The sequence below is a fragment of the Oxalicibacterium sp. genome, assembly GCF_057353965.1.
The window spans coordinates 744,676-769,200 of the sequence record NZ_JBMQZD010000001.1; the positions used below are offsets into that span (position 1 = coordinate 744,676).

Genomic DNA, 24,525 nt, shown 5'->3' on the forward strand with positions numbered 1-24,525 from the left:
AACCCAGCAAGATCACGATGACCGACCAAGCCAACCTGTTTGAAGAAACCGCACCCGCCGACGACGGCGAATCGCTGACGCTGGCCACCTTCGCCGAGCGCGCCTATCTTGACTATGCGATATCCGTCGTCAAGGGCCGCGCACTGCCGGACGTCAGCGACGGCCAGAAGCCGGTGCAGCGCCGCATCCTGTACACGATGAACGAGCTCGGCCTGAACGCAACGGCCAAGCCGCGTAAATCCGCCGCCGTGGTCGGCGACGTGCTCGGTAAATTGCATCCGCACGGCGACCAGTCGGTGTACGACGCACTGGTGCGCATGGCGCAGGATTTTTCGCTGCGCTATCCGCTGATCGATGGCCAGGGCAACTTCGGTTCGCGCGACGGCGACGGCGCAGCAGCGATGCGCTACACCGAAGCACGCCTGACGCCGATCGCCAAGCTGTTGCTCGACGAGATCGACATGGGCACCGTCGAACGCCAGCCGAACTACGACGGCTCGACCGACGAACCGACGCTGCTGCCGGGCCGCTTGCCCTTCGTGCTGCTGAACGGCGCATCCGGCATCGCGGTCGGCATGGCGACTGAAATCCCGTCGCACAACCTGCGCGAAGTGGCGCAGGCGGTGGTGGCGATGATCCGCAATCCGAAGCTGTCGCACGATGAAGTGATGGCGCTGATTCCGGGACCGGACTTCCCCGGCGGCGGCCAGATCATCACCGCGCCGTCCGCCATCAGCGAAATGTATGCAAGCGGCCGCGGCAGCCTGAAAGTGCGCGCGACGTGGAAGATCGAAGACCTCGCACGCGGCCAGTGGCAGGCAGTCGTCACCGAACTGCCGCACGGCGTCTCCGCGCAGCGCGTGCTGGAAGAAATCGAGGAACTGACGAATCCCAAGGTCAAGCTCGGCAAGAAATCGCTATCGCCTGAACAGACCGCGATGAAGCAGACAATGCTGTCGATGCTGGATGCGGTGCGTGACGAAGCCGGCCGCGATGCGCCGGTGCGTCTGGTGTTCGAACCGAAATCGAAGAACCAGGACCAGACCGAGTTCATGAACATGCTGCTGGCGCATACGTCGCTGGAAACCAGCGTGTCCGTCAACCTCGTGATGATCGGCGGCGACGGCCGTCCGCGCCAGAAGGCATTGACCGAAATCCTGCAGGAGTGGATCACCTTCCGCTTCGAGACGGTCACACGCCGCACACAGTTCCGCCTGCAGAAAGTGGACGATCGCATCCACATCCTCGAAGGCCGCGAAGCCATCCTGCTGAACATCGACAAGGTCATCAAGATCATCCGCGAATCGGACGAACCGAAACCCGCGCTAATTGATGCGTTCAAGCTGTCCGACCGCCAGGCGGAAGACATCCTCGAAATCCGTCTGCGTCAATTGGCGCGGCTGGAGACGATCAAGATCCAGCAGGAACTGTCGGAACTTCGCAGCGAGAAAGCGACGCTGCATGACCTGCTCGACAATCCATCGTCGATGAAACGCCAGATCATCAAGGAAATCGAAGCCGACGCGAAGCAGTACGGCGACGATCGCCGCACGCTGATCGAAGTCGCCGAACGTGCAGTGGCCGAAACCAAGGTGATCGACGAACCGGTTACCGTCGTCATCTCGCAGAAAGGCTGGGTGCGTGCGCGTACCGGCCACGGCCACGATCCGGCGCAATTCACGTTCAAGGCCGGCGATGCGCTGTACGGCACCTTCGAATGCCGCACGGTAGAGACGCTGCTGGCGTTCGGCTCCAACGGCCGCATCTATTCGGTGCCGGTTTCCGCACTGCCCGGCGCGCGCGGCGACGGCGTGCCGATCACCACGCTGATCGAACTCGCCAGCGGCACGCGCGTGTTGCATTACTTTGCCGGCACGCCGGAGACGACGCTGCTGCTGTCGTCCACCGCAGGCTACGGCTTCATCGCCAAGGCTGGCGACATGACGGCACGCACGCGTGGCGGTAAATCCTTCATCACGTTGGACGATGGCGACGAACCGCTGAAACCGGCACCGCTGATGGCCGATGCGAGCGCGATCGCCTGTCTGTCTGAAAAAGGCCGCCTGCTGGTGTTCGGTCTCGACGAAATCAAGTCGCTGTCGGCCGGTGGCCGTGGCGTGATCCTGATGGATCTGGAAAAAGGCGAGAAGCTGCAGGCGGCGCAGGCGATCAGCCAGCGCGGCGTGATCGTCGCCGGTGCCGGACGCGGCGGCAAGGCGCAAGAGGTGACGTTGTCCGCTTCCGCACTCGCGCCGCACATCGGCAAGCGCGCGCGCAAGGGCAAGGCACTGGACGCGAAGATCAAGCCGGCAGCACTGGCGCCGCAGGGTTAAGGCAACGATGCCCGACACATCAGGTGCAGCAAGAACCGCCAAACGCAAGATGGGCCTGCTGCATCTGCTGTTGGCAGCCACTGCTTTCCTCGCCGGCTGCAGCGGCGGCAATCCCTACTACGATCCGGCCAAGCGCCATCACACGCCGGACGGCTTTCGCAACAACTACATCGAAGGCAAGGGCGACGCTTCCTTCCTTAAATGGCAATGGGAGCGGCTGACGAAGGGCCTGCCGAAACCTCCATCCGATGGTTATGCGACGCCGCGCACCGAACCGGATGCAGAATGGCTGAAATCCAATACGCAGGTTACGTCCGCAACATGGATCAATCATTCGACCGTACTGGTGCAACTGCGCGGCCTGAACATCCTGACCGATCCGGTCTGGTCCGAGCGCGCCTCTCCATTCAGCTTCATGGGCCCGAAACGCCAGGCGCAAGCGGGCCTGACGATGGAGCAATTGCCGCACATCGACGTCGTCCTGATCTCGCACAACCACTACGATCATCTGGATCGCGCAACGGTGCTGAAGCTGAACGAACAGGCCGGCGGTGCGCCGCTGTTCCTGGTGCCGCTCGGCATCAAGCCGTGGATGAGCGATCTCGGTATCACCAACGTGCAGGAATTCGACTGGTGGCAACAGACGACGTTACGCGATGTGGATTTTCATTTCGTACCGGTGCAGCACTGGTCGGCGCGCAGTTTGCGGGACAGCTTCGAGACGCTGTGGGGCGGATGGGCCGTGCAAGCGACCGATGCCGACATTGCCGCCGATAAGAAGACGCCATTCTCGCTCCTCTTCGCCGGCGACACCGGCCTGTCGAAGGACTTCGACGACATCGCCAAACGCTTCGGCCGATTCGATCTGGCGCTGTTGCCGATCGGCGCCTACGAACCGCGCTGGTTCATGCAAGCGCAACACGTCGACCCGGCACAGGCCGTGCAAATCCACCAGATCGTGCGTGCGGATAAATCCATCGCGATCCACTGGGGCACCTTCGTGATGGCTGACGAGTCGCTGGACGACCCGCCGAAGGCCTTGGCGCAAGCGTTGCAGGAAGCCGCTATTCCGACCGATCGATTCGTCACGTTGAAGCTGGGCGAAACAATACGCTTCTGATGCATGGCCTCGCTTCAGGAAGCGCAAAAATTTTCTGAGAGCACTTACCAAAAACAAAAGCGGACCATCGGTCCGCTTTTTTCTTCGCATGCGCCGTGTCGCCAATCGACACGACAATCTGGACGTTATTTCATCTTCGCCGCAATCAGCTGCGCCAGCTTTTCCACGCCTTCGCGTATCTTCGCCGGCGGCACCGTGACGAAACTCAAACGCAACGTGTTCTTTTCCGGCTCGTTCGCATAGAACGGTGCACCCGGCACAAAGGCAACGTGATGCTCGATCGCCTCTTCCAGCAACTGCATGCTGTCGATATCCGCCGGCAGCTTGACCCAGATGAACATACCGCCTTCCGGCTTGTTCCACGTCACGCCGGCCGGGAAGAATTCGTCCATCGCATCCAGCATCGCCTGGCACTGGTTCGCATACAGCGTGCGGATCGACGGAATGTGCTGCGACAGGAAACCGTCCTTGATCGTCTCGTACACCACCATCTGCGTCAGCTGCGACGTATGCAGATCGGCCGCCTGCTTGGCCTGCTCCAGCTTGCGAATCAGCGGCACCGGCGCAACCACATAACCAAGACGGATGCCGGGCGTCAGCACCTTGGAGAACGAGCCCATGTAGATCACGCCGTCCGGATTCATCGCCACCATTTTCGGCAGCGGCTCGTTGCGATAGCTGAGCGCACCATAGGGATCGTCCTCGATCAGCGGCAGGCCGAGACGCGCGCAGGTTTCCACTAGTTGCAGGCGGCGCTCCACCGGCATCGTGCGGCCAGTCGGATTCTGGAAATTCGGCAGCGCATACAACAGGCGCGCGCCGTCGGCAATGCGGTCGACTTCCTGCGGCAGCAGGCCGTCGTCGTCGGTCGGCACCGAGACGAATTCCGGCTGATAGACGGAGAACGCCTGCAGCGCACCCAGATAGCTCGGCGTTTCCACCAATACCTTGCTGCCTTCGTCGATCAACACCTTGCCGAGCAGATCCAGCGCCTGCTGCGAACCGGACACCATCAGCACCTGTTCCATCGCGATGCGATTATCCGGCGTCGACAGCGATTGCGCGATCCATTCGCGCAGCGGACCGTAGCCATCGGTCGGGCCGTATTGCAGCGCGACCTTGCCTTGGCGCGACAGCACGGTATCGAAAGCCGCTTTCATCCGCCCGATCGGAAACGTCTCGGGCGACGGCAAGCCGCCGGCGAACGAGATGATTTCCGGCCGCATCGTGACCTTCAGGATTTCGCGGATGACCGAACTCTGCAATTGCTGCGCACGTCGGGAGAATTGCCAGGCTATCGGCTTCGGGTTGTTGATCTTCATGAATTGGTTCGTGAGGGATACGGGACAGACGCGAAATACCGCGTCATGTCATCAGCCGATCTCGGCGATCAGTTCGATTTCGACGCAGGCGCCAAGCGGAATCTGCGCCACGCCGAATGCGGAACGCGCATGCTTGCCCTGCTCGCCGAATACTTCGCCGAACAGTTCGGAAGCACCGTTCGTCACCAGATGCTGCTCGGTGTAATCGGCGGTGGAATTGACCAGGCTCATCAGCTTGACGATACGCTTGACGCGGTTCAGATCACCGCCGCAGGCTGCCTGCAGCGTCGCGATCAGATCGATCGCCACGCCGCGCGCAGCCTGCTTGCCTTCGTCGGTCGTCATGTTCTTGCCGAGCTGGCCGACCCACGGCTTGCCGTCCTTCTTGGCGATGTGGCCGGAGATGAAGACGGTATTGCCGGTCTGTACATACATCACGTAGGCGGCGGCCGGTGACGATACGGACGGCAGTTCGATGTTCAGTGCTTTCAGTTTGTCGTAGAAGGACATGCGGCGCTCCAGGTCGGTTGCCGGCGGCTTCGCCGGCTGGCGCGCCACATCGGCCGAAAATCGGCCGGGCAGATTGGAAGGGAAACCGCGATTATCTCAAATTTATCGCTAACCCTGCTCAACCCTGCCGCCCAATCGGCATCTTTCTGCCGATCGCCACCACAGCGATGATGACCAGCGCGAACAGGAAGTTGTCCGCCTCCAATACCTCGCCGAGCAGCAGCGCCGAACCCAGCAGTGTCAGGAACGGCTGGATCAACTGCACCTGCCCGACACGGGCGATGCCGCCCAGCGCCAGCCCGCGATACCAGAAGAAGAACCCGATGAACATCGAGAACAGCGACACGTAGCCGAACGACACCCACGCCATCGGCGATCCGTGCATGCCGTGACGCCACAACAGCACAATGGTCGCCGGCAGGATGATCGGCATCGACAACAGCAAGGCCCACGAAATCACATGCGGCCCGCCCATCGTGCGCGCCAGGCGTCCGCCCTCTGCATAGCCCATCGCAGCGGAAACCACGGCCGCGAACAGCAGCAGATCGGCCATGTGCAGTTCGCCGCCGCCCTGCCGCAATGCGAACGCGACGACCAGCGCGCTACCGAACAGCGCCGCAATCCAGAATCCGGTCGATGGCCGCTCACCGAAACGCAACGCAGCGAACAGCGCCGTCATCAACGGCAGGATGCCCAACACGACTGCACCGTGCGACGCCGGCACATCATGCATCGCGATCGACATGAAGACAGGGAAGCCAACCACCACGCCGGCTGCCGTGATCAGCAACGAACGCACCTGCGCCGCATTCGGCATGGCCGCCCGCTCCCACCACAACAGCGGCGCGGCGCACAGCGCGGCCACGACGGCACGCGCAAGTGCCACCAGCACCGGGTCCATCTCCAGTACGGCGATGCGTGTAAAAGGCAGCGTCAGGCTGAACATCGCAATGCCCAGCACGCCCAGCCACATGCCCTTCGTTTCCTGCGTCATCGCAGGCTCTCAGGATTGATGACATCTCCTTCGAAATACTTGAGCTGATGCCTCATACAATCTTCACCTTCCTCACAATGCTAAAAATCGACGCTGCCAAGCAGCGGGAGGAACACAACAAACCGTTTTACCTTCACCACCTCATACGAAAGCCGATGGTCGCGCCGTATCCATGCGAATCACCGTCAGCCAAACTCGTATTGAGGATGCCCTCTCCGTAAATGGAGTACCTGTCGTTATCCCAATTGTGCGAACCGCCGAATCCGATTCCAGCCCAAAGGCGGTCCTTGCGGCTACTGAAAGACTGATTACCGACAGTGACCGATGTGCCATCGAAGAACTCGTTGTACACGTTGGCAATGCCGTAAAGATGCGTCCGGTTGATCTGGCGTTCGAGACTGATACCGAGACGCCCTTGCAGGCTATCGTCGCGCCCCGGACGCACGGAGGCACCAAATACGTCGCTGAAATTGTCGAAACGCGCTTTGGAATAGATCAACTGCGCCTGCGGAGTGAGAGACCAGCCTTGATTCATCGCAATGCGCTTGCCGCCTTCGACCGATAGCGCGTAGCCGAAGGCGTCGTTGCTGTTTTCAAGGCTGCGCACCGGATGGGCAGACAGGTCGCTGCTGTACCAGGTCACCTGTGCCGTGCCATCCAGATAGAAACCGTTGTTTCCGTACCAGGTCAGCGTGCCGCCAAGGCCGTAACCATCGGTGGAAATATCGCCGGCGCCATAGTTGCCGGTACCGTAACGCCAGCTGGACTCGGCACTGCCATGTACGTAATGAACCGAAAGGCCGCCAACGAGTTTGCCGCTATCGTCCTGCGAGAGTAATGCATCGAGACCGACCTGCGTTTTGACCATGTCGTATTCATAATCGCTGCCGGAAGTCGAATATTTTGGATCGATCCGGCTATGTCCGCCTTCCACGCGTACCCACATACCGTTCGTTTCGGTGAGCGCACCGCCGGCACCATTACCGTTGCCCGTTGAAGACGATGCATTTCCACCGCTCCAGAAACGATTGCCGACGCGCTGTTGCAGCGTCGGCACGCCATTCAGCCCCAGCAGGATTTGCGGATAGGCTTCGTAGCTGGGAACACCGGGTTGATAAAGCGGTGTGCCCGGTGGCGCGGATACGCTCCGCAACACCGAGCGCAGATACCAATCGCCATCTGCCGGTGTGGAGGCTCCGCCCTGATAAAGCCGATACGCATACGCACCTGCCACCACTGCCTGATCGCCTTCATAGGTCGTCGTACCCAGCAGCGTGAATGTGCCGCTGGACGCGCCAGCGACATCGATAATCTTGATACCTTCCGTGGTCTGCGCACCGGCGCCGCCGAAGTTCGTCACCGAGACAGGCGTCGTACCGGAGGTCGCTCCCGTGATGACGAGACGATCCGTCGGCGAACTGTCGTCGCCCAATTGGGTTCTGATCGCGATGCTGCCGCCGGCAGGCGTGTAATTGCCGGCGATAGTAAGCGTACCAAGGCTGCCGACGTGACCCGGCGCGATCACGCCGCGGTTGGTCGTCACGCCGACTTGGCCGATACCGGTCAGCCGCGCACCTGCCAACACGTCGGTCGGGCTACCCAGAATGCCGTCAACTTGCAATGTTCCGGCCTGCACTTCGGTATTGCCGGTAAAGGTAGAACTGTCTCCGGTCAATGTCAGCGTACCCGCACCCAGTTTGTTGAAGGTGGAAGTGCCGGTAAAGGCGGTGCTGATACCGATATTATGCCCATTGGTATCGACCCACGCGCCTTCGGCTCCGACGGTCAGTGCCGTGAAACCGTTCAGAAAGTTGGCTTCATTGCGGTTCGCACGCAGAATGCCGCCATTGAGATCGAGATCGACAGTGCCGATTCCGCTGACTACGGAGCCGGTTTCAAGAATGCCGCGCCCGGTGCCATCACCGTTGAGATGAAGCGTGCCGCTGCTCGTACCCGTATCGGCAATATGCACATTGTCTCCAACCCGGACCAAGCCGCCTTTTTCGATGTTCATCACGGCTGCACCACCAACGCCGACACGCAGATCATCGTTAACGCTCAATGTCGAGATATCGCCAGTGCTGCTCGACACGGTCACCGTGCCCTGGCTACCGTCGTATAAGCCGATATAGATCGTTGCGGCACCGCCACCGTTCGCCTTGGTGCTCACCGCAGCGCCATTCAGGACTTCCAGTGTGCCGGTGCCTTCGAAACCCACATAGATGTTATCCAATGGATCCCAGATCGACCCCGCCCCCGAAACGGTAACGCGCCCATCGCTGCCGCTCTGCACACCGATCAAACCCTGACCGCTACGTACCACGCCGCCATCATTGATATCAAGCGTACCGGTGCCGCCATCGCCGATTCGAAATCCAAACCCGGAAGGGCTCTCCCACGTCGATCCCGATCCAGAGACGATCACATTCCCGGTACTGCCGTTGTCGCGGCCGATAGAAACATCGGTGGTGTTCGTCACCCGGCCGCCATCGAGAATATTGAGCGTGCCATTGCTGCCGGATTCAACACCGATGACAAGCTGACCGTCATTGGTCCAGCTCGAAGCATTTCCACTGCCATCGCTCCCCTGGACGGTAACCGTTCCCACGCCACCGGCCTGATAACCGACGTAGCCCGAGTTGTTATCCACCGTACTGCCTGCGTCAATAAGCAGGGTGCCCGCAGCCGTATCTCCAACGATCAGTTCGTCACCAACCGGCCAGTTCTGCGTTCCTCCGGGAGGGGTGTAATTCAAGTTGCCGGTGGCCGTCACTGATTGCGCGCCTGCCGTTTGCATACCGTCTGTCGCACAGACAAGTGCAGCCACCGCGGTCGAGAGCAGCAGAGAACGGCGATAACAGAAGAGGTTTTTTTCGCGCTGCATGACGCCGCAAGACGTAGAGCGCAACGTTTCATAAACGTATTTATTCATTACCGTTCTCCCCGATATTGGACCGGTATGCAAAATCAGTATCTTGAAGTGCTGGAAGCTTTGTAGACTCAGTTGAATGTCCCAATGTCGCCCTCTTCTGTTCAGCGTGTTGAAGAAAGTTTTTATCGTGCGTAATGACGAATTGCCTTGAAATTTTCTTACAAAATTCGATCGTCGCCATATAGCCATCATCGGCTTTGATTGCCACGTGCAGGCCGAATGCGCAAATTGGCTACGAAGCGATTGAATCCATATTGACGGATATCTTATATATCGGCTGAAAAGGACAAATATTGAACAAAACGGGGAAGAATATTCAACATCTTCAAGAGCCTCTGGCCACTCCCCGTATCCTTCCCTGTTACAGCCAGATTGCCAGCGCCGAATACAGCGTCAGCACGATCATCACGCCGCAGAACAGCAATTGCCATTTGCGTTGCGTCAGGTACTGCCGCAGTGCGGCGCCTGCTCCCGCCCACAGCATCAGACAGGGAAAGCCGACCAGCACGAAGATGACGCAAAACAGCAGAATCGCCAGCGCGACCGGTTGCACCGGCGGCAGGAAGGCCGAAGCGCCGGTAATGCCCATCACCCATGCCTTCGGATTGGCGAACTAGAACAGGGCCGCACCGAAGAACGACATCGGCCGGGCATGCGCCTCGGCCTCGCGATCGAATGCCATGCCGCGCAACTGCCACGCCAGCCAGACCAGATAGCCCGAGCCGGCAACCTTCAGTGTCGTATGCGCCGCCGGCAGCGCAATGATCACACTGCCGACGCCGATCGCACAGATCGCGATCAAGGTCGCGAATCCGAACGAGATGCCCAGCATGTGCGGGAAAGTCCGGCGAAAGCCGAAGCGAATGCCGGACGAGGTCAGCATGATGTTGTTCGGCCCCGGCGTGACCGACGAAACAAAGGCGAACAGCGCGAGCGGGAAAAGGGAAGCCATAAGAGGGGAATCCATGAAAGGCGCGTCGTTTTATCCGGTTTCGGAACGGGCAATTTGCCGGTTCCTTTTCGATGGTCTATGCTAATCGACAAAACCAGTACAGTACCAGTACACTTTTCATTTAATTCATCGACTGTCATGGTGAAATGACCGATACGGATCACACCCTCTCCCCGCATGCTGCATCGCTATCGCGCGAGGCCGGCAGTTCGCTGGTCGAACAGATCGTGCAGTCGATCGCATCGCGCATCGACGATCGCCTGCTGCGCACCGGCAGCCGCCTGCCGTCGATCCGGCAATTCGCCGACCAGCATCGCGTCTCGCGCTTCACCGTCGTTGAAGCCTACGACCGGCTGGTCGCGCAGGGTTTTCTCGAATCGCGCCGCGGCTCCGGTTTTTACGTGCGCGATCGCGCGCCGATGCAAACACCCTTGGCACGGCATGCGAAGCCGACAAACCGGCCTGCACCGCAAATCGATGTCGTCTGGTTGGTGCGCAACATGTTCCGCCAGATGCCGTCGCAGAAAGTGCCGGGCAGCGGCCTGCTGCCGGCCGAATGGCTGGACAGCGAACTGATCACCAGCGCGATGCGCAGCATCGGCCGGCAAAACCAGAGCGCGCTGCTCCACTACGGTAATCCGCAAGGCTTCCTGCCGTTGCGCCAGCAACTTCGGCTGAAACTGGCCGAACTGGAAATCGCCGCTGCGCCCGAACAGTTCGTCACCACCTGCGGCGTGACGCAAGCACTGGATATCGTCGCGCGCCATTTCACGCAGCCCGGCGACACGATCTTCGTCGATGATCCTGCCTGGTACCTGATGTTCGCCTCGTTCTCGATGCTAGGCATCAAGGTCGTCGGTATTCCGCGCCTGCCGGACGGTCCCGATATCGACAAGCTGGCCGAACTGGCGGCCGTGCACAAGCCCAGGCTGTTCGTCATCAATTCGGTGCTGCACAATCCGACATCGACCTCGCTGTCAGCCGCCAAGGCTTTCCAGGTGCTGAAGATCGCCGAGCAGCACGACTTCATGATCGTGGAAGACGATATCTACTGCGACATGCATCCCGGTGCCGCGGTGCAGCCGGCCACGCGCATCGCCGCGCTCGATCAACTGAACCGCGTGATCTATCTCGGCGGATTCTCGAAAACGCTGGCCGCCAGCCTGCGCGTCGGCTTCATCGCCGCACCGCACGACATCGCACCGCATCTGGCCGATCGCAAGATGATGACGTCGCTGACGACCAACGAACTGGCCGAACGCATCGTCTACCGCATCCTGTCCGAAGGGCATTACCGCAAGCACGTCGACCGGCTGCGCGGCAAGCTCGACGACGTGCGCGAGAAGAACGTGCGCCAGCTCGAACGCATCGGCATCCGCATCAACGTTTCCACGCCGGCCGGCATGTTCGTCTGGGCCAACGTCGGCTGCGACAGCAACGCACTGACCGAAAAGGCGATGGCCGAAGGTTGGCTGCTGGCGCCCGGCAGCCTGTTCTCGCCGAAGCAGTTGCCCACGACCGATATGCGCTTCAATGTCGCCGCCATGGCCGATCCGGGCCTGATCCGCTTCCTGGAACGCGAAATCCGCTGACCGGCCGCAGCAACGTCCTCACAACAGCCGCGGCGACGCCTGCAAGGCTTGGCCTTGAAAATCGCCGCTGCCGTCCTTATCTTCCCACGCAACGTTTCGTTTCCGCCTTGCCGTATTTCCTCCGATGCAGGCGGCCATCCGGCCTCGCCTACAATAGCGGCTTCAGAAACGGCTTGGAAATCGGTTTCAACATCGACTTCAAAACCAGCGGTTCTCGAAACATTCCCGCAATCACTTAACAAACTCTCTGAGGAAAAAATGGCTGCATCCGAAAAGCAAACCCTTGGCTTCCAGGCGGAAGTAAAACAACTGCTGCAACTGATGATCCACTCCTTGTATTCCAACAAGGAAATCTTCCTGCGCGAACTGATCTCCAATGCGTCCGACGCGGCGGACAAGCTGCGCTTCGAAGCGATCAACAACGGCGCGCTGTTCGAGAACGATCCCGACCTGAAGATCAAGGTCACCTTCGACAAGGAAAAGCGCACGATTACGATCAGCGACAACGGCATCGGCATGTCGCGCGAAGACGCCATCGAGCATCTCGGCACCATCGCCAAATCGGGCACCAAGGAATTCTTCTCCAAACTCTCCGGCGACCAGCAAAAGGATGCGGCGCTGATCGGCCAGTTCGGCGTCGGCTTCTACTCCGGCTTCATCGTCGCCGACCGCATCACCGTCGAATCGCGCCGCGCCGGCCTGCCGGCGAATGAAGGCGTGCGCTGGGAATCGACCGGCGCCGGCGACTTCACCGTCGAAGCAATCGACAAACCGAACCGCGGCACCGATATCACGCTGCACCTGCGCGAAGGCGAGGACGATTTCCTGTCGTCGTGGAAGATCAAATCCATCATCCGCAAGTATTCCGACCACATCTCGCTGCCGATCGTGATGCAGAAAGAGGAATGGGACGAGGAAAAGAAAGACACCGTCGTCAAGGACGAACTCGAAACCGTCAACCAGGCCAGCGCATTGTGGGCACGCAGCAAGAACGACATCACACCGGAACAGTACGTCGAGTTCTACAAGCACGTCTCGCACGATTTCGGCGAGCCGCTGACCTGGACGCACAACCGCGTCGAAGGCCGCAGCGAATACACGCAGTTGCTGTACATCCCGGCGAAAGCGCCGTTCGACCTGTGGGATCGCAACAAGCGCGGCGGCATCAAGCTCTACGTCAAGCGCGTGTTCATCATGGACGATGCGGAACAATTGATGCCGGTCTATCTGCGCTTCGTCAAGGGCGTGATCGATTCTGCCGACCTGCCGCTGAACGTCTCGCGCGAAATCCTGCAGGAATCGCGCGACGTAAAAGTCATCCGCGAAGGCTCGACCAAGCGCGTGCTCGGCATGCTGGAAGAACTCGCCAACAGCGACGAACAGGAGCAGAAGGAAAAGTACGCCACCTTCTGGACCGAATTCGGCCAGGTGCTGAAGGAAGGCATCGGCGAAGACCACACCAACAAGGAACGCATCGCCAAGCTGCTGCGTTTCGCCTCCACGCATAACGACAGCGACGTGCAGAACGTCTCCTTCGCCGATTACGTCGGCCGCATGAAGGAAGGCCAGGACAAGATCTACTACGTCACCGGCGAAACCTATGCCGCCGCGAAGAACAGCCCGCATCTCGAAATTTTCCGCAAGAAAGGCATCGAAGTGCTGCTGCTGACCGACCGCGTCGATGAATGGATGCTGTCCTTCCTCGAAGACTTCGACGGCAAGGAGTTGACGTCTGTCGCCAAAGGCGATCTCGATCTTGGCAAGCTCGAAGACGAAGCCGAGAAAAAACAGCATCAGGAAACCGAAGAGCAGTACAAGGAACTGGTCGAGAAGATGAAAACGTCGCTGGCCGACAAGGCCAAGGATGTACGCATCACCTTCCGCCTGACCGATTCGCCCGCCTGCCTGGTTGCGGAAGAGCACGAACTGTCCGCTAATCTGGTGCGCATGCTGAAGGCAGCAGGACAGAATGCACCGGACAGCAAACCCATTCTGGAAATCAATCCAGACCACCCGTTGGTGCAACGCCTTAAATACGAAGACACGAAGTTCGACGACTGGTCCAACATCCTGTTCGATCAGGCGCTGCTGGCGGAAGGCGGCAATCTGGCCGATCCGGCGGGATTCGTGAAGCGATTGAACGACATGCTGCTCGGCATGGCGGGGAAATAATCGCTTCCATGGTGGCAAAAACCGCGTCATAAGGCGCGGTTTTTTATTTCGACATCCCGTCAATTACATCAATCACTGTTTCTTGTCATCACATGTCTATTCGTGAAGTTTCCATCACCGAATTCCCCATTTTGATCGAGTTATGGGAAGCCTCGGTCAAGGCGACGCATCATTTTCTGCCGGCAGCGTATATCGACGAACTGCGGCCTCGCCTGCTGAATGAATGGCTTCCCGCCGTCACCTTGCGCGCGTATGTCGATGTACAGAATGTGATCAGGGGATTCATCGGCACATACGACGGCAAAATCGAAATGCTGTTCATCGATCCCGCCATGCGCGGCAAAGGCATCGGCAAGGCTTTGGTCGCCCATGCAATTGCTGAACTGCAGTGTTCGCTGGTCGACGTTAACGAACAGAATTCTCAGGCCGTCGACTTCTACCGGCATGTCGGATTCATCGTCATCGATCGTTCGCCGCTCGACAGCCAGGGGAAACCCTATCCCATCCTGCACATGAAGCTGGATGCCTCCGCCGCGGACAAGTAGAGATAAACACCGGCAATTCCTGCGACAATACGGTTCCGACATCCATCTTCTCCCATAGAAGCATCATTTCAGGCATGTCATTTGAATTCATCAGCCCGAAAAAGAACGCACTGGTCTACATCATCAAGATCCTGTGCGGCTCGCTGATCCTCTGGTACGGCCTGCCCCGGCTCGGCTTCGAGGAACCGTACTGGGCAATGATCTCTCTGATCATCGTCACCGAACCGGACATGAATCTCGCGCGTGCCAATTTCAAGGCGCGCCTGATCAACACCATCACCGGCGCCATCGTCGCCTGCCTCTCGCTGCTGGTGTTCGGCCCCACTTTTCATGCCATGCTGATCGCGATGATCGTCACCGTCGCCATCGCGATGCTGTGGCAGAACTATCCGAGCAACTGGCGGCTGGGCCCCATCACCGTCGTGATCCTGCTGTCCGCTGCCTTCACCGGTAGCGGCGTACATGAGGAATTGCATCTGGCGCTGTTGCGCGTGGCGGAAGTCATTATCGGCAGCATCGTGGCGCTGCTGCAGGGAGCGGTATATGTGCAGTTTCAGAAATGGCGGGAGCGCAACATTCAGACAGACAACATGGAAGAATCGTAGAGATTCCGTTTGCCTGCAATCGCCTTGAAAACATCCCCTGTCAGGAGAGCCAATGCAACCGGAAGAAATACAGAAAATTTTCGATCAACAGGCGGCGTCGTACGATCAGCAATGGCACAAGCTGGCGCCACTGCGGGAAACGCTGCATCTGCTGATGGCTGCGGTGTTTGCCGATTTGCCGGAAGATGCCAGCATGCTGTGCGTAGGCGTCGGAACCGGCAGCGAGATGTTCTCGCTGGCACGGCAATTCCCGGAATGGCACTTTACTGCCGTCGAACCGTCATCCGGCATGCTGGCGGTATGCCGACAGCGCGCTGAAGAGCTCGGCATGACGAATCGCTGCACCTTCCATGAAGGCTATCTCGACTCGCTTTCCGGCACGCAATCGTTTCATTGCGCCACGGCTCTGCTGGTCTCGCAGTTTCTACTGGAACGCAAGACGCGAACGGACTTCTTCCGCGCGATCGCACAAAGGCTGCATCCCGACGGCATTCTGGTCAGTTCCGATCTGTCGGCCGATATCCGGTCGTCTGCCTATGCAGACATGCTGAAGGTATGGCTGCGCCTGATGCGCGGTGCGAACGTGTCACCCGAAGACGTTGAACGCCTGCGCGCCGGCTACGGCAGGGACGTCGCCGTCACAACGGCGCAGGATATCGAAGCCATCATTGCGGATGGCGGCTTCCGGTCGTCCTTTCCGCTCTTCCAGGCCGGTTTGATCCGTGCGTGGTATTCCATTCGCGCCTGATAACGCAACGAGTTGCAACGCTCTATCCAACATTGATGACGGACAAACGCTGCCGCCCGGCAAGCCGAATTCGGAAAATGCGCGAAATACTTGTGAAAGGCCCGCTGCCGCTTCATCATGCAGGCTGATCGCTCTTCATCACAGGAGGCTTCATCATGGCAACAGGAACAGTCGAACTGCATCGCGTTCTGAAAACGACACCCGAGAAGCTCTATCGAGCATTCCTCGATTCGGCTGCCGTCGCAAAATGGCTACCGCCATACGGATTCACCTGCACGGTGCATCAGATGGATACAAAGGTAGGCGGCACATTCCGCATGTCGTTCCGCAATTTCTCCAACGGGCAGGAACACGCGTTCGGAGGTGAATATCTGGAACTGGTGCCGAACGAACTGCTGCGCTATACCGACAAGTTCGATGATCCGAATCTGCCGGGCGAAATACAAGTGACCGTGAAATTGAAATCTGTATCGTGCGGCACGGAACTGCACATCGTGCAGGCCGGCATTCCCGAAGTCATTCCGGTGGAGATGTGCTACCTGGGCTGGCAGGAATCGCTGGCGCAGCTCGCCACGCTGGTCGAGCCGGATATTCAGGGTTAGACGCTACACGCATTTTCATTGAAGAGGAACGCCGCAGATCGGCCGGCGTCCCCCGCTTTCTGTCTTATCGTTTCCTGCCGCCGACCAGCAACAGCAGCACGCCGACGGCAATTCCACCCGCGCCAGCCCACACCGGCACGTTGACCGTTTCCTTTTCCTTCAGCGAAAACTCGAGCGGTCCGATCTTGGTCTGATGCGTTTCCTTCGTGTAACTGAAGCTGCCGTATACCAGCCCCAGCGTGCCGGCGACGATGAGTGCAATGCCGATCAGCCTGATCATTGTGTTTCTCCTTGTTCTTTAACAGGCGTTCCCTGATGAAAACCGGCTTTCCAGCCGTCTTGCGTGCGATGCCATAGCGTCGTTCTTCTGCTGAAGCGGCCATGCAGCCTCAGCGTATAGCTCACCAGATACAGGTTTTCTGCGATCCGGCTGCAGTGAAAATCGTTCGTTTCCCAATCCTCTTTGTATTCTCCATCGCCGTGCCGCTTTTCCAGCACATCCAGAATGTAGTCGCGGCTGTAGATATTGCCCGATGCGCCGATCTCCCAGAAATCGTCGGTGATGATCGCTTCGAAATCGCTGCGCGTCGTGCCGAACTCCGGTCGATGAAAAACCGGCTCGTGCCTGGACAGTTCGTCCATCACAGCCTTGCAGGCGGCAGGCGTGACTGGTTTGAATGCGTCGTCTTCCATCGCTCCCTCGCTTATTTGAGTTTACTGTCTTCCCTCTTCGCTTCTTCCATCGCTTCCGGCTCGAGCTTTTCCACCGCACGATTCAGATAGACGAACCATCCCCATGCGGCCAACAACACACCGGTGCCGACGATGATGCTGGCGGCATATGGCAAGTGCGTCGGATCGTCATGCAGCGCCTTGAACGTGGCAACCAGTCCTTCGATCGCGAGCGCGACGATGACGACGACGAAGAATCGCGACAGGAAACGACGCACCCGAGTCGGTGCGCTGATATCCGCATTGCGGACGACTTCTTCCTCGAGAATGGTTTCAGCAATCTGCAGCGCCACGACCGCAGCGGCAAGCCAGCCGACCGCTTCGATAATGACTTGCGCTGCAGCGGCATCGCGGCTGCCGGCAAATGCAATCCAGCCGAGCCGACCGGAAATGGCGATCAGCATCAGCGCCGCACAGGCAAAGAACAGTGCCATCAGGCCATGGATCAGGCGGAACAGGAAAGTGATTCGTTTCATGATATTCCGCCTCCGTTTTATCCTGAATCAGAATGCCTGCGCAAAACCCAACAAGAAATCGGCCGCCAACGCCATTGCCCGCTCCCGGCCGATTATTTTTATCGGCCGCCCGTCACATCCAGCAGCGCGCCCGTCGTATAGGAGGCCTTGTCCGACAGCAGCCACATGACGGCTTCGGCGATTTCCGCCGGTTGGCCGCCGCGCTGCATCGGCACTGCCGTTTTGACACGTTCGACGCGATCCGGTTCGCCGCCGCTGGCATGAATTTCAGTGTAGATGACGCCGGGCCGCACGCCATTGACGCGGATGCCTTCGGTGGCGACTTCCTTCGCCAAACCGATGGTCAGCGTGTCGATCGCGCCTTTCGACGCTGCGTAGTCGACGTATTCGCCGGGGCCGCCCGCACGCGCTGCTATCGATGAGATATTGACGATGGCACCGCCCTTGCCGCCATGACGGGTGGACATGCGCTTGACGGCTTCGCGCGCACAGACGAAGCTGCCGATGATGTTGGTGGTGAAGATGCGCTGCATGCGCGCGACATCCATCTGGTCCACGCGCATCTGCTTTTCCAGGATACCGGCATTGTTGACCAACGCCGTCAGCGGACCGAACTGGCGGTCGACCTTGTCGAACATGTTGAGGATGTCCGCTTCGACCGCCACGTCGGCCCGCACTGCCATCGCATCGCCACCGTCGCGCGTGATGCTTTCCACTACCGCTTCGGCGGCATCGCGGTTGTGCAGATAGCTGATGCAGACGGCATAGCCGTCGCTGGCCGCCAGCGCCGCGGTTTCCGCGCCGATGCCGCGGCTGCCGCCGGTGATGATGATGATTTTCCTGTCCATGTAGTCTCCGAGTGAAGGGTATTCTCCGCTGTCCGCATGGGCGGTCTGGCACGGTAATGCCTGCATTAAAATACCAGCATGCCTGCCGCCCGCCAACCGTCGTCACCTGCTTCCCCGCTGGTCTGCTTTCCGCCTGTCATCGATAACCACACTGCCATCCTGATTCTCGGCAGCTTCCCCGGCGAGGCTTCACTGGCTGCACAGCAATACTATGCGCATCCGCGCAACCAGTTCTGGCCGCTGCTGTCCGCGATACTGGACGAAAACCTCGTCGCCCTGCCATACGAAGAAAGGCTTGTGCGCTTGCGTGCGCATCGCATCGGCCTGTGGGACGTGATCGCCGCCTGCGCGCGCGAAGGCAGCCTCGACAGCGCGATCCGCGAGGCGCAGCACAACGATTTCGCGCAACTGAAGCATCTGTGTCCGGCGCTGCGCCGCGTCTGTTTCAACGGCAAGACATCCGGCAAACAGGCGCCGCTGTTCGCGGTGGCAGGATTCGACACGCTGGTCCTGCCATCCTCGTCGCCGGCCTATGCGGCGATGAACTTTGAAAACAAGCTGGTGCAATGGCGCGGTATCATCGCGCAGTTTTGAACGTTGTTTAACAAATCTCCACCGATTCCATGCTGATCAAACGCAAGTCCATCGAAGCAGACGCCAACCGCAAGAGCGGCCCCGGCAAGAAACCCGTTCCCATGAAGCCACCGCGCACCGTGAAATTCGCACCGGTGACGCTGTCGGAGCAGTTCGGCGTGCGCTACCTGCACTTCGGCACGGAATGGGTACAGGGCGCGATGCGCGTCTCCAAGCCGGACTGGATCGAACTGGAATACGCGCAGCAGATGATGGCGTGGATGCTGTTCACCGAAAAACCGCAGCATGTCGTGCAGCTCGGCCTCGGCACCGGTGCACTGACCAAGTTCGCGTATCGGCGTTTTCCGGAAGCGCGCGTCACCGCGATCGACCTGAATCCGGCCGTCCTCATGATCTGCGCGTCGATGTTCAAGCTGCCGCCGAATGACGAACGGCTCAACGTGATCGAGATGGATGCGCTGGAATACGTCAACGACGCCGCCAACCACGGCCGCGTCGATGCGCTGCAGGTCGATCTGTACGACGCCACCGCACGCGGCCCGGTGCTGGATACGCCCGAGTTCTACCAAGCCTGCGCGAACTGCCTGACACCGGATGGCATCATGACGGTCAACCTGTTCGGCGATCATCCGAGCTATGCGAAGAACCTGAGCGCGATGCACTATGCGTTCGATACCGTCATCACGCTGCCGGAAGTCCATGAAGGCAACGTGGTCGCGATCGCCTTCAACACGACGCCGACGCTGGACATTCCCGCGCTGTACGAACGCGCCGCGCAGATCACCGCCGCTACCAAGCTGCCGGCCAAGTCCTGGGTCAACGGCATCAAGGCGTGGCAAGCGCAACAATAGGCTGCCGCGCTCGCCGCAACGGACTGCACGCCGCGCAGGCCATGTGCTAGCATCGGCCGAACCGTTCATTCCGCAGGTCCGCCATGCCCACCGCTTCCACCGTACCGGCATCCGCCGGCAAATCCGTCGCAAAGAAACTGGATCTGCAGCAGATCTTCACCTGGCTGCTGGCCGACGGCATCCTTGCGAAGGATGACGTCAAGGGCTTCTACACGCAAGCACAGGCGATCTACAAGAATGCGCCGACCGGCATGCATCCGCTGGTCGCCGTCGCGCAGTGCAAGCTGACATCGATCACCGAGCCACCGCGCCCGCTGACGCTAGATTGGCTGACCGAATGGCTGGCCAGGAAAGTGAAGCTGCCGTTCTTCCGCATCGATCCTCTGAAGATCGATTTCACCAAGGTGGCCGACGTGATGTCCGCCTCCTATGCGACGCGCTTCCACATCCTGCCGGTAGAGCTGACGCCGACCGAACTGGTGGTCGCCACCTGCGAACCGTTCATGAACGAATGGGAACCGGAGATCGCGAAGATTTCGCGCCGCGCCGTCCGCCGCGTGATCGCCAATCCGCTCGACATCGCGCAGTACACGACACAGTTCTTCGCGCTGGCAAAATCGATCAAGGGTGCGAAGAAGCTGAACGGCCAGGACGTCGCACTGCGCAACAATTTCGAACAGCTGGTCGAGCTCGGCAACAGCAAGCAAGTCGATGCCAACGACCAGCACATCATCAACATCGTCGACTGGCTGTGGCAGTACGCATTCGAGCAGCGCGCTTCCGACATTCATCTGGAGCCCAAGCGCGAATTCTGCGCGATCCGCTTCCGCATCGACGGCGTGCTGCATCAGGTCTATCAGGTGCCGCCGTCGGTGATGCTGGCGATGACCGCCCGCATCAAGCTGCTCGGCCGCATGGACGTGATCGAGAAACGCCGTCCACAGGATGGTCGCATCAAGACGCGCACCAACAGCGGACAGGAAATCGAACTGCGACTGTCGACGATGCCGACCGCCTTCGGCGAAAAGCTGGTGATGCGCATCTTCGATCCGGACGTCGTCGTCAAATCGCTGCCGGAACTCGGCTTCCCGCCGGATGACGCCACGCGCTGGGATCATCTGACCAAGCAGCCGCACGGCATCATTCTCGTCACCGGTCCGACCGGTTCCGGCAAGACGACCACGCTGTACACGACGCTGAAGGCGCTGGCGACCAGCGAAGTCAATGTCTGCACGGTGGAAGACCCGATCGAGATGGTCGAAGGTTCATTCAACCAGATGCAGGTACAGCACGGCATCGACCTGTCGTTCGCCGACGGCGTGCGCGCGCTAATGCGGCAGGACCCGGACATCATCATGGTCGGTGAGATCCGCGATCTGGAAACCGCCGAGATGGCGATCCAGGCCGCATTGACCGGCCATCTCGTACTGTCCACGCTGCATACCAACGACGCACCATCGGCCGTGATGCGGCTACTGGAACTGGGCGTGCCCTACTACCTGCTGGAATCGACGCTGATCGGCATCATGGCGCAGCGTCTGACGCGCACGCTGTGCGTGCACTGCAAGACGCCGGATGGCGAAATTCTCGACGACGTGTGGACCAACCTAGTCGAAGGCTGGGATATCCCGAAGCCGGCCGCCATCTATCGCCCGGTCGGCTGCCCCGAATGCCGGCAGACCGGCTACCGCGGCCGCACCGGCCTGTACGAACTGCTGACGGTCACGCAGCCGTTCTCGAAACTGATCAAGGCCGAGACCGACATTCATGCCTTGAAGAAGCAAAGCATCGCCGACGGTATGAAACCGCTGCGGCTGGCCGGCGCGCTGAAGGTCGTCGAAGGCGTGACGACGGTGGAAGAAGTGCTGAAGGTGACGTCGGCGCAAGGCTAATGCTTCGCTGAACACAATCCGGCTGTACAAGACGCGCATCACATAACGTCGAAAAAAGGCAGGCTCCTTGGTGAAGCCTGCCTTTTTTGTTCATATCCGATTTGTATCGTCGTGTATCCGAGCGCCTTTCCCGACATATCCTTGATACGCACGCCTGTTGAAATGCTTGCATGTCGTCGCCATCGACGGCATCCGCCTCTTTGTGCGGCTTGCCAATCACGATCAACAGGGAGCACAACATGCAGTCCGATATTCAACCTTCCACGCACACGGCAGTCGCTGCGGGTGACCAGACAAAGGCACGCAGCCAGCTGCTGCTGATCTTTGCCATCATTCTGGTCGCCATCGATCTGCGCCCCGGCATCACCGCAATCGGTCCGGTACTGCCGACCATCATCGACGAATTCCGCCTGTCGCATACGATTGCGTCGCTGATGACATCGATTCCCGATCTGATGATGGGAATGCTGGCCTTGCCGACGCCGTGGCTGGTGCGCCGCTTCGGCGTCAACCCGGTATTGCAGCTGGCTCTCGGCGTGCTGTGCATCGCGATGATTGCGCGCGCCTTCTCGCCGAACACCGCCACGCTGCTCGGCAGCACGGTCGGCGTCGGCGCCGGCATCGCGATTGCCGGTGCATTGTTCGGGGGCCTGATCAAGACACGCTTCGCCACGCGCGTGGCATTCATCATGGGACTTTACACAACGGCGATTTCCGTCGGCAGCGCACTGTCGGCCGGCACGACAGGCTGGCTGGCACAGACTGCAGGTCTCGGCTGGCGGACATCGACCGGCATCTGGAGCATCTTCGGCATCGTCGCGATGATCGTCTGGTGGTTTGCGACACGGCATGAACAGAAAGTCGTCAGCACGGCGCCCGCGAAATCGATTTTCGCCGGCCTGCCGTTCCGCAACAAAACGGCATGGCTGATTGCGTTGTATTTCGCTGGTGTCAATTTCCTCTTCTATTCGGTGCTGACGTGGACTGCGCCGATGTATCAGGAAACCGGCCTGAGTGCCGCCACGGCCGGACTTGTGCTGGCGAGCTTCACGATCGCCTTCATGTTTTCCAGTCCGCTGGTTGGCATCTTCAGCAAATCGACGGATCGCCGCCTGTGGCTGGCCGGCGCAGCGGCAGTGACGACCATCGGCCTGATCGGCCTCGTCGCCGCCCCCGATGCGCTGCCGTTTGTCTGGCTGCCGCTGTGCGCGATCGGACTCGGTGCGGCCTTCACGCTGGCGATGACGCTGCCGCTGGACAATACGCACACCGCCGACGAAGCCAATCGCTGGAATGCCTTCAACCTGACGGTCGGCTATCTGATTGCAGCAACCGGCCCTTTATTGACCGGTTATCTGCGTGACGTGACCGGCAGCTTCACCGTTCCGTTTGCATTGCTGGTCGGCGTCGCATTGCTGATGCTGGCGGCTGCGCCGTTTCTGAAACCGCAGCACAGTTAAGCATGTCATTTGAATCAGTATCAGGGAGCATCGGCCGGCTTGGCGCCTGTCGATGCCGCTTTCCATCCCGGGCCCAGGCCTTCATGCAGGAAGACGAAATCCTTCAGCAGATCGATCCGGCTGATAGTGCCGCCGTACGGCGCTGCTGCATCAGTTCATTTTCACGCTGTGCCGCGCCAGGCATCAGCAGCAGCCGAACCCAGTCTCTAGCACCGCTACGGCGAATGAGATAACGCCGTTTCTTCCAATAAATAGGCGAAAAAAAAGCACCTCATGCGAGGTGCCTTTCAATGCGCGGGAATCGATCCCGCGCGTCACTCAAGAGACAACAAACTCATGCGTTACTGCATTACGCAGGCACGTTCTGTTGATGGCCAACCTGATGTTCTGGCACATCGCACACAGCCAGGTTGTGATTGCGACGCATGCGGATGTTGAACAGTTCAACCACCAGCGAGAAGGCCATGGCACCGTAGATGTAGCCTTTCGGGATGTGGAACTCGAGGCTTTCAGCCACCAGCACGGCACCCACGATCACCAGGAAGCACAGTGCAAGCATCTTGATGCTCGGGTATTTATTGACGAACTCGCCGATCGCCTTGGCCGAGAACATCATGATACCGACCGCGATCATGATGGCAACGATCATGATTTCGACTTCCTTGACCATGCCCACTGCGGTAATCACCGAATCCAGCGAGAACACGATATCGATGATCGCAATCTGCAGCAGCACCATGCCAAACGTTGCCTTCTTGACAGAGACCTCCTTGCTGCTCTCTTCTTCATGGCCGCCAGCCATCAGTTCCTTGATTTCAACGGCAGCTTTATAGAGCAGGAACAGACCACCGAAGAACAGAATCAGATCGCGTCCGGAGAAGCCCATTCCACCGATCGTGAAGACCGGTTCGACCAGACTCATCATCCAGGACAGGCTCAGCAACAGCAGGATACGCGTGATCATCGCCAGACCCAGACCGATGATGCGGCCCTTTTGCTGCTGATGTTTCGGCAGGCGATCGACCAGCACCGAAATGAAGATGATGTTGTCGACACCCAGCACGATTTCCAGCATCGCGAGGGTTGCCAGTGCAATCCATGCTTCCGGCGTGGTGAAAACTTGTAGAAATTCCATAATGCTCTCTATTTAATTGGTTGATGAAGGACGCTGATGAAGAACACGTGTTTTATGCCTCTGCTTGTGCCCTTCTGTTTTGCGCCCTATTCCTGCCACCGATCTTTGCT

Annotated in this window: 21 protein-coding genes and 1 pseudogene; 12 read left to right on the plus strand and 10 right to left on the minus strand. The window is 59.4% G+C overall.

Annotated features, from left to right (window positions below; genetic code table 11):
• Positions 1–17: 17 nt before the first annotated feature.
• Both parC and ACO1VH_RS03660 read left to right on the plus strand, forming a co-directional pair.
• Positions 18–2,333: a DNA topoisomerase IV subunit A gene (gene parC, locus ACO1VH_RS03655; protein ID WP_486242524.1), complete on the plus strand. Its 2,316-nt coding sequence runs from the start codon at positions 18–20 to the stop codon at positions 2,331–2,333.
• Positions 2,334–2,340: 7 nt separating this feature from the next.
• A complete protein-coding gene (locus tag ACO1VH_RS03660) occupies positions 2,341–3,453 on the plus strand; it encodes an MBL fold metallo-hydrolase (protein ID WP_486242526.1) in 1,113 nt (370 codons plus the stop codon).
• 125 nt (positions 3,454–3,578) lie between these two features.
• Here ACO1VH_RS03660 and ACO1VH_RS03665 read toward each other — a convergent pair whose 3' ends face one another.
• The 5 genes and pseudogenes from ACO1VH_RS03665 to ACO1VH_RS03685 form a co-directional block, all read right to left on the minus strand.
• Entirely contained in the window at positions 3,579–4,775 is a 1,197-nt protein-coding gene (locus tag ACO1VH_RS03665; RefSeq protein WP_486242528.1) for an aminotransferase-like domain-containing protein, read from the minus strand.
• Positions 4,776–4,826: 51 nt separating this feature from the next.
• A complete protein-coding gene (locus ACO1VH_RS03670; RefSeq protein ID WP_486242530.1) occupies positions 4,827–5,285 on the minus strand; it encodes a RidA family protein in 459 nt (152 codons plus the stop codon).
• Between the two features lie 118 nt (positions 5,286–5,403).
• Positions 5,404–6,279 carry a DMT family transporter gene (locus tag ACO1VH_RS03675; protein ID WP_486242532.1) on the minus strand — a complete coding sequence of 292 codons (876 nt, stop codon included), beginning with the start codon at positions 6,277–6,279 and terminating at the stop codon, positions 5,404–5,406.
• Between the two features lie 133 nt (positions 6,280–6,412).
• Positions 6,413–9,211, minus strand: a complete 2,799-nt coding sequence (locus tag ACO1VH_RS03680) for an autotransporter family protein (protein ID WP_486242534.1) — start codon at positions 9,209–9,211, stop codon at positions 6,413–6,415.
• Between the two features lie 361 nt (positions 9,212–9,572).
• Positions 9,573–10,163 (minus strand): annotated as a pseudogene (locus tag ACO1VH_RS03685) (LysE family translocator).
• A 146-nt stretch (positions 10,164–10,309) separates the two neighbouring features.
• Between ACO1VH_RS03685 and ACO1VH_RS03690 the strand changes: the two are divergent.
• From ACO1VH_RS03690 to ACO1VH_RS03715, 6 genes are all read left to right on the plus strand, one after another.
• The gene (locus ACO1VH_RS03690; RefSeq protein WP_486242536.1) at positions 10,310–11,755 is read left to right on the plus strand and encodes an aminotransferase-like domain-containing protein; all 1,446 of its coding nucleotides are present in this window, start codon (positions 10,310–10,312) and stop codon (positions 11,753–11,755) included.
• Between the two features lie 258 nt (positions 11,756–12,013).
• Positions 12,014–13,927 carry a molecular chaperone HtpG gene (gene htpG, locus ACO1VH_RS03695; protein WP_486242537.1) on the plus strand — a complete coding sequence of 638 codons (1,914 nt, stop codon included), beginning with the start codon at positions 12,014–12,016 and terminating at the stop codon, positions 13,925–13,927.
• A gap of 92 nt (positions 13,928–14,019) precedes the next feature.
• Complete coding sequence (locus ACO1VH_RS03700; protein ID WP_486242538.1) at positions 14,020–14,472, plus strand: GNAT family N-acetyltransferase; 453 nt, start codon at positions 14,020–14,022, stop codon at positions 14,470–14,472.
• A gap of 74 nt (positions 14,473–14,546) precedes the next feature.
• Positions 14,547–15,077 carry an FUSC family protein gene (locus ACO1VH_RS03705; protein WP_486242540.1) on the plus strand — a complete coding sequence of 177 codons (531 nt, stop codon included), beginning with the start codon at positions 14,547–14,549 and terminating at the stop codon, positions 15,075–15,077.
• Between the two features lie 52 nt (positions 15,078–15,129).
• Entirely contained in the window at positions 15,130–15,825 is a 696-nt protein-coding gene (locus tag ACO1VH_RS03710; protein WP_486242541.1) for a class I SAM-dependent methyltransferase, read from the plus strand.
• Between the two features lie 155 nt (positions 15,826–15,980).
• Positions 15,981–16,427: an SRPBCC family protein gene (locus tag ACO1VH_RS03715; RefSeq protein WP_486242543.1), complete on the plus strand. Its 447-nt coding sequence runs from the start codon at positions 15,981–15,983 to the stop codon at positions 16,425–16,427.
• Between the two features lie 64 nt (positions 16,428–16,491).
• Here the strand turns inward: ACO1VH_RS03715 and ACO1VH_RS03720 are convergent, their stop codons facing one another.
• The 4 genes from ACO1VH_RS03720 to ACO1VH_RS03735 form a co-directional block, all read right to left on the minus strand.
• Positions 16,492–16,707 carry a hypothetical protein gene (locus ACO1VH_RS03720; RefSeq protein ID WP_486242545.1) on the minus strand — a complete coding sequence of 72 codons (216 nt, stop codon included), beginning with the start codon at positions 16,705–16,707 and terminating at the stop codon, positions 16,492–16,494.
• Positions 16,704–17,120 carry a nuclear transport factor 2 family protein gene (locus ACO1VH_RS03725; RefSeq protein WP_486242546.1) on the minus strand — a complete coding sequence of 139 codons (417 nt, stop codon included), beginning with the start codon at positions 17,118–17,120 and terminating at the stop codon, positions 16,704–16,706. The genes ACO1VH_RS03720 and ACO1VH_RS03725 overlap by 4 nt, the downstream gene beginning before the upstream one ends.
• Positions 17,121–17,131: 11 nt before the next feature.
• Positions 17,132–17,635 (minus strand): hypothetical protein, encoded by a 504-nt coding sequence (locus tag ACO1VH_RS03730; RefSeq protein WP_486242548.1) that lies wholly within the window; start codon positions 17,633–17,635, stop codon positions 17,132–17,134.
• A gap of 98 nt (positions 17,636–17,733) precedes the next feature.
• On the minus strand, positions 17,734–18,483 hold the full coding sequence (locus ACO1VH_RS03735) for an SDR family oxidoreductase (protein ID WP_486242549.1): 750 nt from the start codon (positions 18,481–18,483) through the stop codon (positions 17,734–17,736).
• Positions 18,484–18,561: 78 nt separating this feature from the next.
• On the opposite strand from ACO1VH_RS03735, the gene ACO1VH_RS03740 reads away from it, so the two are divergent.
• From ACO1VH_RS03740 to ACO1VH_RS03755, 4 genes are all read left to right on the plus strand, one after another.
• Entirely contained in the window at positions 18,562–19,077 is a 516-nt protein-coding gene (locus ACO1VH_RS03740) for a DNA-deoxyinosine glycosylase (protein WP_486242551.1), read from the plus strand.
• A 29-nt stretch (positions 19,078–19,106) separates the two neighbouring features.
• The gene (locus ACO1VH_RS03745) at positions 19,107–19,928 is read left to right on the plus strand and encodes a spermine/spermidine synthase domain-containing protein (protein ID WP_486242552.1); all 822 of its coding nucleotides are present in this window, start codon (positions 19,107–19,109) and stop codon (positions 19,926–19,928) included.
• Between the two features lie 83 nt (positions 19,929–20,011).
• Positions 20,012–21,820: a type IV pilus assembly ATPase TfpB gene (tfpB, locus tag ACO1VH_RS03750; RefSeq protein ID WP_486242554.1), complete on the plus strand. Its 1,809-nt coding sequence runs from the start codon at positions 20,012–20,014 to the stop codon at positions 21,818–21,820.
• A gap of 239 nt (positions 21,821–22,059) precedes the next feature.
• On the plus strand, positions 22,060–23,280 hold the full coding sequence (locus ACO1VH_RS03755) for an MFS transporter (RefSeq protein ID WP_486242556.1): 1,221 nt from the start codon (positions 22,060–22,062) through the stop codon (positions 23,278–23,280).
• Between the two features lie 349 nt (positions 23,281–23,629).
• On the opposite strand, the gene ACO1VH_RS03760 is transcribed toward ACO1VH_RS03755, so the two are convergent.
• Positions 23,630–24,415, minus strand: a complete 786-nt coding sequence (locus ACO1VH_RS03760) for a TerC family protein (RefSeq protein ID WP_486242557.1) — start codon at positions 24,413–24,415, stop codon at positions 23,630–23,632.
• Between the last annotated feature and the right edge of the window lie 110 nt (positions 24,416–24,525).